The following is an 11,854-nucleotide window of genomic DNA, read 5'->3' on the forward strand; positions in this document are numbered from 1 at the left end:
GAACGTGATGATCGATCTGGCATGGCCGCGGCCGGCGCGTTTCGCCGGCCGCGTATTCGTCGCCGTCGTGCTGGCGGCGCCGCTGGTCGCGCATGCGCTGCCCGGCTACGACGATGTGCGCCGCAACTGGCGCAGTTCCGACTGGGTGCTGCTCGCGCGCGACGGCACGCCGCTGCAGCGCACGCGCGTCGACCTCACCGAACGGCGCGGCGACTGGGTGTCGCTCGCGGATGTCTCGCCCGCGTTTCGCGAGGCGATCGTCGTGTCCGAGGACAAGCGCTTCTACGAACACAGCGGCGTCGACTGGCGCGGGATCGCCGGCGCCGCGTGGGGCAACCTGTGGAACGAGCGCACGCGCGGCGCGTCGACCGTCACGATGCAGCTCGCCGGGCTGCTCAGCGATTCGCCGCGCCGCTCGGGCCAGCGCTCGCTGCCGCAGAAGGCCACGCAGGCGATGAATGCGCTGCTGCTCGAACGCGGCTGGCGCAAGGACCGGATCCTCGAGGCGTACCTGAACCTGGTGCCGTTCCGCGGCGAGACCGTGGGGCTCGGTGCGCTGTCGCAGGTGCTGTTCGGCAAGGCGCCGTCGGGCCTCGACGCGCGCGAAGCCGCGATCGCGGCCGCGCTCGTGCGCGCGCCCAACGCGGCGCCCGCGAAGATCGCCGAGCGTGCGTGCCGGATCCTGCGCGACATGCATGCCGAGCAGGCGTGCGCATCACTCGACGGCTACGTGCAGCTCGTCGTCGCGCGCCCGGCCAACGCGGTGCGCGACGACGGCGCCGCCCTCGCCCCGCACTTCGCGCGTCGCATCGCGGCCGAAGTCAAGCCGGCGGCCGGCGCGCAGGTGCGCACGACGCTCGATGCGCCGCTGCAGCGCTTCGCGCGCGACACGCTGGTGCGCGCGCTGACCGAGCTCAACGCGCCCGCGCACCGGCGCAACGTGCAGGACGGCGCGGTGGTCGTGATCGACAACGCGACCGGCGAGATCCGCGCATGGGTCGGGTCGTCGGGTGCGCTGTCGAGCGCGCGCGACGTCGATGCCGTGCTCGCGCCGCGCCAGGCCGGCTCGACGCTCAAGCCGTTCCTCTACGCGCAGGCGCTCGACGAAAAGCGGCTGACGGCCGCGTCGCTGCTCGACGATGCGCCGATCAACCTCGCCGCCGGCGGCGGCCTCTACATTCCGCAGAACTACGACAAGGATTTCAAGGGCTGGGTGAGCGTGCGCAGCGCGCTCGGCGGCTCGCTGAACGTGCCGGCCGTGCGCACGCTCGTGCTCGTCACGCCGCACCGCTTCGCGCGCACGCTGACCGCGCTCGGCCTGCCGCTCGCGCAGGAAGGCGACTACTACGGCTTCAGCCTCGCGCTCGGCAGTGCGGACGTCACGCTGCTGTCCCTGACCAATGCGTATCGCGCGCTTGCGAACGGCGGCGTCGCGCGCCAGGTGGTCGACCTGCCCGCACCGGCACCGGCGTCCGGCGCATCGGCCCCCGTACGGGTGGACAGCGGCACTCGCGTATTCAGCGAGGCGGCCAGCTTCGTCGTCACCGATATCCTGTCGGACAACAACGCGCGCGTCCGCACGTTCGGCTTCGACAACCCGCTCGCGACGCGCTTCTTCTCGGCGGTCAAGACCGGTACGAGCAAGGACATGCGCGACAACTGGACGGTCGGCTACACGTCGCGCTATACGGTCGGCGTGTGGGTCGGCAATGCGGACGGCTCGCCGATGTGGGACGTGTCTGGCGTCACGGGCGCGTCGCCCGTGTGGTCGGCTGTCGTCGGCTACCTCCACCGCGACCTGCCGAGCCACGCGCCGCGCGCGCCGGCCGGCGTCGAGACGCGCCGCATCGCGTTCGAGCGCGACATCGAGCCGGCACGCAACGAGTGGTTCCTCGCCGGGACGGCGGTCGACACGATCAAGCTCGCGGCACCCGTCACGCCGGGCAAGGACGGTGCGCGCGCGCCGCTGACGATCGGCGCGCCGACCGACGGCACGATCTTCGCGATCGACCCCGACATTCCGCCGAAGAATCAGCGGATCTGGTTCGAGCGCTCGGCCGGACGCGCGACGAAGTTCGCGTGGCGGCTCGACGACAAGGTGATCGGGCATGCCGACCGTATCGCGTGGCTGCCGTGGCCGGGCCGGCACCGGCTGGAACTCGTCGATGCGCGCGGCAACGTCGCGGATACGATCAGCTTCGAGGTGCGCGGCGCATTCGCGAAAGCGGCCGCGCGCAAGCCGTGAGCCGGCGAGCCGGCCTTATTGGCCGGCCGTGTTCGCGTTCGGCGGCTGGGCGTAGGAGTCGAGTGCCCAGGCGGTTGTTTGGAGCGCTGCCTGCCCACGCTGCCGGATCGCTTGCCACCCGATCGCCCGACTGGGCGGGTCAAGCCGCCAACCATTCGAACAGCCAAGCAGCACGCCGATTCGGGACATAGAATGAGAACAGCGCCGTATTCCCGACGCTCGCCGGTTGCCCCATTCTCCCGACTGCACGCGACCATGAACATTCGCCACGAACGCTTCACCCGCCCCGCGCTGGGCGCCTTGTGCGTTGCAACGCTCGCAGCCCTCCAGGCGTGCAACGGCGATGCCTGCTTCGGCGTCGATGCCTGCTTCAACAACAACACGCAGACCGTCGCGCTGTCGGGTACGGCCGCGACGGGCGGCGCGCTCGCGAGCGCGCAGGTGACGGTCAGTTGCGCGGCCGGCTCGGCCACGACGCTGACGGACGGCGGCGGCAACTACCGCGTGACGGTCAACGCGACGCTGCCGTGCGTCATCACCGTGGCGTCGGGCGGCACGAGCCTGCATTCGCTTGCCTATGCGGGCGGCACCTTCAACACGACGCCCGAGACCGAGCTGATGCTGGTCTATCTCGCGGCACAGCTCGGCACGAACACGGCCGGGCTGATCGGCAATTTCCAGGGCAGCCTGCACGATCAGCAGGTGATGAACGATCCGAACGCGGTCCAGGCCGCGCAATCGGCCGTGGTGTCGAACCTGCAGCAGCGCTATGCGGTCACGCTCGCGGCGCCGGCGTTCCTGACCACATCGTTCGTGGTCGGGCAACCGGGCGTCGACAGCGACCTCGTCGCGCTGGCGAAGGCCGGCGCGATCGATTCGAACGGGCAGCCGGATCCTGCCGCCGTGTCGTTACTGACACAGGCCGGCGCCGCGCATCCGCTGTAAGCGGCCTGACGCGGGAGCGGGAGCGGGAGCGGGAGCGGGAGCGGCATCGGGCTTCACGCGTCCACAGCGCTCTCGTTGTCGGCCAGCAGCGCCCACCGTTCGTGGTCGCGCCATTCGCCGCCGATACGCAGATAGCGCGGCGAAAAGCCTTCTTTCGTAAAGCCGAGCCGCCGCACCAGCGCGATCGACGCGTGGTTGCCGGGCTGGATGTTCGCTTCGAGCCGATGCAGTCCCAGCTCGCCGAATGCGACGGCGATCGCCGCGCGCAGCGCATCCGTCATCAGCCCCTTGCGGCTGAAATCCGCCATCCCGTAGTACCCGAGATACGCGCTCTGAAACACGCCGCCGACGATCTCGTTAAGGTTCACGACACCGACCACCACGCCGGAAGCCCGATCGCGCGCGACGAGGCCGACGTTCGGCCCCGTCAGGCAGCGGTTGAACCATTGGTCGAATCCCGCCTGGTCGACGAACGAGTCGACCCACGGCAGATGATGACTCCGGCTCGCGCGGTTGGCGGCGATCAGGTCGGCGGCGTCGGATCGGGCGACGCGGTTCAGCAGGATTCGATTCATCGGTCGGCAGGCAGCGCTTGCGCGGCCTCCCCGCTCCGGCACGCGACCGGCGCGGCCTGCTGCTGCGACAGGTAGCGCAGCAGCTTCGTCACCATCCACACGACGATGAACGACAGCGCGACGAAGAACACCGCAAGCGGCGTCAGCACGTGGATCGACACGAAACCGGCGAGGCCCATCATCGCGGACGACACGAGCAGCAGCGCGCAGCCGAGGATCGCGCTCGTCAGCCCGGCGATATGCGGAAACAGCGAATTGCCCTTGGCCATCAGCGTCGGATACATCGCGCCCGCGCAGAAGCCCATCACGAGCACCGGCGTCGCGAGCGTCCACACGCGCAGGCCGACGGTCAGCGCGAGCACCAGCATCGCGACCGATGCGCCGGCCATCACGCGCGCGCCGATGCGCAGCCGTTGCTCGGCGCTCGGCAGCCCGCGCCCGTGAATCCGGTTCGACAGGCCGCCGAGGAAGTACATCAGCCCGATCCCGAGCGCGAGATAGCCGAAGAAGGTCGGCGGCTTGTGCAACGTGGTCTGCACCATGAACGGCCCGACGATGTTGAACACGAGCAGGATGCTGTAGCACAGCCCCTGTGCGAGGAAGCAGCTCTGGAACACCGGGCTCGCCAGCACCTTGCCCGCGTTCGTCATCAGCGTGCGCGGCTCGAGATGCACCGGCTTGGGCAAGGTTTCGCGGTAGTGCCACAGCAGTGCCCACATCGCCAGCGAATACACCAGCAGGAACACGAGGCACGCGCGCCAGCCGAACCATTCCTGCAGGTGCGCGCCGATCACCGGCGCGATGATCGGTGCGAGCCCCCACGCGATCGACATGTACGTGAACGCATGCATCAGCGCCTGGCCCGAGAACGAATCGGTGATGATCGCCTTCGCCAGCAGGTTGGTGGTCGCGATCCCGAAGCCCTGCAGGCAGCGCGCCAGGATGAACGTCTCGAGATTCGGCGCGCCGAGCGACAGCAGGCAGCCGATCGTGTAGATCACGAGCCCGAACGCGAGCACGCGCTTGCGGCCGTACGCGTCGGCGATCGGCCCGAAGATCAGCTGGCCGAGCGCATAGGCCGCCATGTAGCCGGACACGCTCGACTGGATCGCCTGCGGCGTGGTCGCGAACGAACGCGCCATGTCGGGCAGCGCGGGCACGTAAATGTCGATGGCGAGTTGACCGGCGGACGCAAACAGGCAGATCAGGAACAGCAGGAAGCGCGGCGAGTTCGACTCGCGCGCCGGGGTGGGCGTGGCGTTCATGACGACTGGGAAGGATCTCGGGCAGCAATGACGCGCCGCCAATGTTCGAATAACGAACATGCGTGCGGTCGTGGCGAATCCTGTATTGTGCCCGTTGTTGCATCGGGCGACAGGATTCCCATGGCGCGCGCGAGGTTGAATGCCGATGGTGGCACATCCCGGAAGGCGCTAGCCGGGATGAATCCGTCATCGCAACGGCCCGCCTCCGCACGAGCCGATCGTCAACTCGACACCCGGCGCGTTTCGCCCCGCTCCCGAACCGCCGGCACGCGCCGGCGGCATTTCATTGCGACGACCGGATCAATACTGCGCCTGGTCCGTCGGATTCCTGAACAGCTGCTTCATCTCCGCCGACAGCGGATAGTCGAGACTCACGCCCTTCGGCGGAATCGGTTGCGTGAACCACTGGTTGTAGAGCTTCTCGGCCGCGCCCGACGTCTGCATTTTCGCGATCACGCCGTCGACGACATGCTTGAACGCCGGATCGTCCTTGCGCATCATGCACGCGTAGTTCTCGTGGACGAGCGGCGTGCCCGTCACCGTATACGCGCCCGGGTTGCGATCCTTCGCGATCTCGCCGTACAGCAGCGGCTCGTCCATCACGAACGCCACCGCCCGGTCGTGACGTTCATGAACGCTTCGGCGTGATCCTTTGCGCTGATGATCGTCATGTTCATCGCCTTCTCCTCGTTGAGCTTGCGCAGCAGACGCTCGTCCGACGTGCCGGCCGTGGTCGCGACCGTCTTGCCGGCCAGGTCCGTGAAGTCCTTCACGCCCGAATCCTTGCGCGTGCTGAAACGGATGCCGTAGAGAAAGATGCTGTTCGAGAACGCGGCCTGCTTCTGCCGCTCGAGCGTGTTGGTCGTCGATCCGCATTCGAAATCGATCGTCCCGTTCTGCAGCAGCGGAATCCGGTTCTGCGACGTGATCGGAATTTCCTTTACCGCGAGGTTCGGCACGTTCAGTTCCGTCTTCAGCTGGTCGATGATGCGCGACGCGATGTCCCGCGAGTAGCCGATGTTCTTCTGCTGGTTGTCCGAATACGAGAACGGCACCGACGATTCGCGAATGCCGAGCGACACGATGCCCGTGTCCTTGATCTTCTTCAGCGTACCGGTGAGGGCCTGCGCGTGCGCGGCACCCGCCAGTGCACAGGACAGCGCGACAGCCAGCAAACGGAAGCGGCGATCCATGCTTTTCTCCTGATGAAACGTTGATCGAATCGCGATCCTACCTCCGTCAATATTCGCGTCGCATCAGGGAAAGCGTAAGCGACCTTCCGCCCCGGCCGCGCCGTGAAAGACGTTTTCCGTGCCGCGCCAATCGCGTCGAGGCGGCGCATTCGACCCGACCGGCCGCGCGCGGCCGCGCCGCCATCCTCTGTGCCACGCGTTCCAAACGCGCGTTCATGCCGCAGCGCACCAACGTAATCGTTTGCGGCCACCCCTGTTTTTCTCGTGAAACGTACTCAAGAAGCCGCCGCGCAAGCCGTTACCCAGAGCATGGCGCGTCGCAGCAACCTGGCTGCAACCGTCAGACAAAAAAGACTAGGTCCGGGTCAGCCGGACCAGCGCCACCGCCGGCACGACGGTTATCTACGAGGATCGAGTTTCAACATGAGAGCCAAACGTTTCAATTTTGCGCTGGCGCGCTCCGCACACGCGCGCATGCTCGCCGGCATGCTGTCCGCCGCCGCCCTCCTGCCTCTCGCCGGTTGCGGCGGAGGCGGCGGCGACGGCAGCAACCCCTCTTCGTCCAACGCCTCACCCGCACCCGCCCCGACGCCTGCCCCCGCCCCCGCGCCCACCAACCCCACGACCCCGCCCGCCTCGTCCGGCAGCAATGCATGCGCCACGCAGCAGGCCGCCGTGCAGATGGCTGCGCAGGCGGCACCGGTCGAGCCGCCGGTCGATCACCTGATCGTCAAGCTGAAGACGCTGACGGCCACGCGTGCGATGGCGGCCGTCGACAACGGGACGCGCCTCGATGCGGTCATCCAGCGCTCGATGACGCGCTGGACGGCGCCGGTGGCCGGCAGCGCGCGCGCCTATGCGAGCACGGTCGCGCAAACGCCGGTCAACGTGCAGGTCGAGCGGACGATCTCGAACGGCGCAGCCGTGCTGTCGCTCGGCCAGCGCATGGCGGCCGCCGACGCAGCCGCCCTGGCCCAGGCATTCGCGGCTGACAGCGATGTCGACTACGCGGAACCGGATCACCCGATGCAGGTTCGCGACACGCCGAGCGACCCGCTCTACAGCCAGCAGTGGAACCTGTCCGATCCGACGGCCGGGATCGACCTGCCGCCCGCGTGGAGCGTGACCAAGGGTTCGCCGACCGTCGTCACCGCCGTGCTCGACACCGGCTACCGGCCGCACGGCGACCTCGTCGGCAACCTGCTGTCCGGCTACAGCTTCATCAGCAACGTCAACACCAGCAACAACGGCCTGACGCGCGGCCCCGATGCAACCGATCCGGGCGACTGGGTCACGCAGCAGGAACTCGACAACGCCAACGGTCCGTACTATCACTGCGCGAGCCAGCCGAGCGACAGCAGCTGGCACGGCACGCGCGTGATGGGCGTGATCGGCGCGACCGCGAACAACGGCACCGGCATCGCCGGCGTGTCGTGGCTCGGCCAGATCCTGCCGGTGCGCGTACTCGGCAAGTGCGGCGGCGTGACGAGCGACATCGCGGACGGGATGCGCTGGGCAGCCGGCATCGCCGTGAACGGCGTCCCGACGAACCCGCGGCCCGCGAAGGTCATCAACCTGAGCCTCGGCGGCGTCGGCGCATGCAGCACGACGTTCCAGCAGGCGATCGACGACGTGACCGCGAAGGGTGTGACCGTCATCGTCGCGGCCGGCAACGACGGCCTGTCGACCGGGCTCGACCAGCCCGCGAACTGCCGCGGCGTGATCACCGTCGCCGCGACCGATGCGACGGGCCGCCGTGCATCGTTCAGCAACTTCGGCGCCGACGTGTCGCTGAGCGCGCCCGGCGTCAACATCCTGTCGACGTCGAACACCGGCACGACGACGCCGGGCACGGACACCTACGGCCTCGCGAACGGCACCAGCCTCGCGACGCCGCAAGTGTCGGGCGTCGCGGCGCTGATGCTGTCGGTGAACGGCAACCTCACGCCCACGCAGATCCAGCAGAAGCTGCAAGGCGGCACGCGCGCGGCGAAGCTGGCAGCCGGCACGTCGTGCACCGCGATGCCTGCAGGCTCGGGCATCCTCGATGCAGGGGCCGCCATCGCGTCGGCGAACCAGTAACCGGCGCCCTGCCCGAAGCGGCCGCACGCATGCAAGCATGGCATGCGCGCGGCCGCTTCATTGCCGGCCCGCCGGCGCTTCCGCGAGCCCGCATCGACCCGGTCACGTATCTCGAAATAACGCCTGACAAAAGGGTTGACGCTTCGCACGGCGAGCCATTACCATCGCCCCCGTCTAGTTACATGGAGTGTTCTGTGAACACCGATGCGAGTTGTAGTTGGTGCTTGACCAACTCGACTGCTGCCTGAGGAAAACGCGCAGAGCCTCGTCTTCTGCCGCATCCCGGGAAGCAGGATGCGGCGTCCTTCCGGCCTGAGTACTGGCCCGATCTCCCGCCGAATTTTTCGAAGTTGTCGAATGCACGCGACGCGCCGTCGCGCGTGTGCGTTCGTGTCGCGCGCGGCGCCAGCCGCGTGCGCTCTCCGTTCGCGTGCCGTCCGGCCGCGCGCCGCGTTGCGCGCATCGCCGTCGATCGCCCGTGCCGACTATCCGCAACCGACAGGAGTGCAGATGAACTCAGACGACAGTAGTCGATTACCGCTCGCCGGTGCGACGCTGCGCATCGACATGCCGACCGCATCACGCGCGCCGGCGAGCGTTCCCGCCTTTACCGATCCACAGCCGATCGCGCCTGACGCGACGCGGCGGGGAGCGCTCGTGCGTCGATAACGTCACGGCCGCTCCCCGCCCGCCGCCTCGTGCGCAAGGAGCGACTCATGACAACACGACACAACACCTCTCAAAAGAAACAGCGCGGCTTCATCAAGGCCGGCGCCGGCCGGCAAAACGAGCCGCGCATCATGCGCGCCGCGCAGGAAGCGGCCCGCCCGCTCGAAGACACGCTGAAGGCGCTGCACACCAGCACGCGCGGCCTCACCTACGACCAGGCCGCCGACCGCCTGCAGCACTACGGCCCGAACGAGATCGCGCACGACAAGCCGCCGCACTGGACCCGCCAGCTGCTGCTCTCGTTCCACAACCCGTTCGTCTACGTGCTGCTGGTGCTGGCCGCCATCAGCTTCTGCACCGACGTCTACTTCGCGGCGCCCGACGATCGCGACTATGTCGGCATGACGATCCTGTTGACGATGGTCACGATCAGCGCGCTGCTGCGCTTCGTGCAGGAATTCCGCTCGCTGCGCGCGGCCGAGAAGCTCAAGGCGATGGTCCGCACGACGGCCACCGTGCAGCGTTCCGTGACCGCCACGTCCGAGCCGACACGCCGCGAGGTGCCGATGCGCGAAGTCGTGACCGGCGACATCGTGCACCTGTCGGCCGGCGACATGATCCCCGCCGACGTGCGCCTGCTCGCGTCGCGCGACCTGTTCATCAGCCAGGCCGTGCTGACCGGCGAGGCGCTGCCCGTCGAGAAGTACGACACGCTCGGCGCGGTGGCCGGCAAAACCGCGAGCACGACCGCGGCCGGCCCGGCAAGCGATGCGTCGGCGTCGCTGCTCGATCTCGAGAACGTCTGCTTCATGGGGACCAACGTCGTCAGCGGCACGGCAACGGCCGTCGTCGTCGCGACCGGCGAGGACACGTACTTCGGTTCGCTCGCGCGCAACGTCGTGAGCCACAAGCGCATCGAGACGAGCTTCGACCGCGGCGTCGCGAGCGTGAGCTGGCTGCTGATCAAGTTCATGTTCGTGATGGTGCCGATCGTGTTCATGATCAACGGGCTGACCAAGGGCGACTGGCTGAGCGCGCTCACGTTCGCGCTCGCGGTGGCCGTCGGCCTGACGCCCGAGATGCTGCCGATGATCGTCAGCGCGAACCTCGCGCGCGGCGCGGTCGCGATGGCGCGCCGCAAGGTCGTGGTCAAGCGGCTGAACTCGGTGCAGAACTTCGGTGCGATGGACGTGCTGTGTACCGACAAGACCGGCACGCTCACGCAGGACAAGATCATCCTCGAACACCACCTCGACCTGTCCGGTCACAAGAACGAGGAAATCCTGCGGCTCGGCTGGCTGAACAGCTTCCACCAGAGCGGCCAGAAGAACCTGATCGACATCGCGGTCGTCGCGCGTGCCGACGAGATCGGCGAACGCGTGAAGCCGCAGGGCTACAAGAAGATCGACGAGCTGCCGTTCGACTTCGTGCGGCGCCGCCTGTCGGTCGTCGTCGAGGACAGGCACGGCACGCACCTGCTGATCTGCAAGGGCGCGGTCGAGGAAATGCTCGCCGTGTCGACCCACGTGCAGGACGAAGACGGCGTACGCCCGCTCGACTTCGTCGCGCGCAAGCGGCTGCTCGAACAGGCGACCGCCTACAACGAGGACGGCTTCCGCGTGCTCGTGCTCGCGACGCGCACGATCGCACGCGGCGACGAGCGCGCACAGTACCGCACCGCCGACGAACACGATCTCGTCGTGCGCGGCTTCCTGACCTTCCTCGATCCGCCGAAGGAATCGGCCGCACCGGCGCTCGCCGCGCTGCGCGAGAACGGCGTCGCGGTGAAGGTGCTGACGGGCGACAACCCGACCGTCACGATGAAGGTGTGCCGCCAGGTCGGCCTCGAACCGGGCAAGCCGATGCTCGGCACGGAAATCGAAGCGCTCGACGACGACACGCTCGCCAGGGTCGTCGAACGCACGACTGTGTTCGCGAAGCTCACGCCGCTGCAGAAGGCGCGCATCGTCAAGGCATTGCAGGCAAACGGCCACACGGTCGGCTTCCTCGGCGACGGCATCAACGATGCACCCGCGCTGCGCGACGCCGACGTCGGCATCTCGGTCGACAGCGGCGCCGACATCGCGAAGGAAACCGCCGACATCATCCTGCTCGAAAAGAGCCTGATGGTGCTCGAGGAAGGCGTGATCAAGGGCCGCGAGACGTTCGGCAACATCCTGAAGTACCTGAACATGACGGCCAGCTCCAACTTCGGCAACGTGTTCTCGGTGCTCGTCGCCAGCGCGTTCCTGCCGTGGGAGCCGATGCTCGCGACGCAGCTGCTCGTGCTGAACCTGATCTACGACACGTCGCAGATGCTGCTGCCGTGGGACAAGATGGATCCCGAGTTCCTGAAGAAGCCGCGCAAGTGGGAAGCCGGCAACATCAGCCGCTTCATGCTGTGGGTCGGGCCGACGTCGTCGGTGTTCGACATCACGACCTACGTCCTGATGTGGACCGTGTTCGGCGCGGGCGCGCTGTATCACCTGAACGGCGGGACCGGCGGCCAGATCGTGATGAATTCGGGCTGGTTCATCGAGAGCCTCGTGTCGCAGACGCTCGTCGTGCACCTGCTGCGCACGCAGAAAATCCCGTTCCTGCAGAGCACGGCGTCGCTACCGGTGCTGCTGTCGACCTTCACCGCGATCGCGATCGGCTGCTGGCTGCCGTTCTCGCCGTTCGCGGAAGCGATCGGCTTCATGCACCTGCCGGGCACCTACTGGCTGTGGCTTGCCGCGACGATGGTCGGCTATATCGTGCTCGCGCAGATCGTCAAGACGATCTACGTGCGCCGCTACAAGCAGTGGTTCTGATTCCGTCCGGATAACAACGTGCCGGCGCGATGCATGCGCCGAGCCACTACACGACGGGCCGCATCAG

At 67.9% G+C, this 11,854-nt stretch carries 7 protein-coding genes and 1 pseudogene; 5 read left to right on the forward strand and 3 right to left on the reverse strand.

All coding sequences use genetic code 11. From position 1 onward, the window contains the following. Window positions 1–7 precede the first annotated feature (7 nt). Window positions 8–2,245, forward strand: coding sequence for a penicillin-binding protein 1C (pbpC, locus tag U5798_RS24425; RefSeq protein ID WP_322083483.1), 2,238 nt, complete (start codon window positions 8–10; stop codon window positions 2,243–2,245). Window positions 2,246–2,500: 255 nt separating this feature from the next. Next, window positions 2,501–3,190: a hypothetical protein gene (locus tag U5798_RS24430; RefSeq protein WP_322083484.1), complete on the forward strand. Its 690-nt coding sequence runs from the start codon at window positions 2,501–2,503 to the stop codon at window positions 3,188–3,190. 53 nt (window positions 3,191–3,243) lie between these two features. Here U5798_RS24430 and U5798_RS24435 read toward each other — a convergent pair whose 3' ends face one another. From U5798_RS24435 to U5798_RS24445, 3 genes and pseudogenes are all read right to left on the reverse strand, one after another. Next, window positions 3,244–3,765, reverse strand: a complete 522-nt coding sequence (locus U5798_RS24435; protein ID WP_322083485.1) for a GNAT family protein — start codon at window positions 3,763–3,765, stop codon at window positions 3,244–3,246. Next, window positions 3,762–5,030, reverse strand: coding sequence for a multidrug effflux MFS transporter (locus tag U5798_RS24440; RefSeq protein ID WP_322083486.1), 1,269 nt, complete (start codon window positions 5,028–5,030; stop codon window positions 3,762–3,764). The genes U5798_RS24435 and U5798_RS24440 overlap by 4 nt, the downstream gene beginning before the upstream one ends. 300 nt (window positions 5,031–5,330) lie before the next feature. After that, window positions 5,331–6,223, reverse strand: a pseudogene (locus tag U5798_RS24445) (glutamate/aspartate ABC transporter substrate-binding protein). A 423-nt stretch (window positions 6,224–6,646) separates the two neighbouring features. On the opposite strand from U5798_RS24445, the gene U5798_RS24450 reads away from it, so the two are divergent. The 3 genes from U5798_RS24450 to mgtA all read left to right on the forward strand — a co-directional run bounded on the left by U5798_RS24450 (window position 6,647) and on the right by mgtA (window position 11,787). Next, window positions 6,647–8,305, forward strand: coding sequence for a S8 family peptidase (locus U5798_RS24450; RefSeq protein ID WP_322083487.1), 1,659 nt, complete (start codon window positions 6,647–6,649; stop codon window positions 8,303–8,305). Between the two features lie 510 nt (window positions 8,306–8,815). Continuing rightward, complete coding sequence (locus tag U5798_RS24455) at window positions 8,816–8,974, forward strand: hypothetical protein (RefSeq protein WP_185658078.1); 159 nt, start codon at window positions 8,816–8,818, stop codon at window positions 8,972–8,974. Window positions 8,975–9,021: 47 nt separating this feature from the next. Beyond that, complete coding sequence (mgtA, locus tag U5798_RS24460; protein WP_322083488.1) at window positions 9,022–11,787, forward strand: magnesium-translocating P-type ATPase; 2,766 nt, start codon at window positions 9,022–9,024, stop codon at window positions 11,785–11,787. Window positions 11,788–11,854 lie beyond the last annotated feature (67 nt).

This window comes from Burkholderia sp. BCC1972, from assembly GCF_905339605.1.
Classification (GTDB): domain Bacteria; phylum Pseudomonadota; class Gammaproteobacteria; order Burkholderiales; family Burkholderiaceae; genus Burkholderia.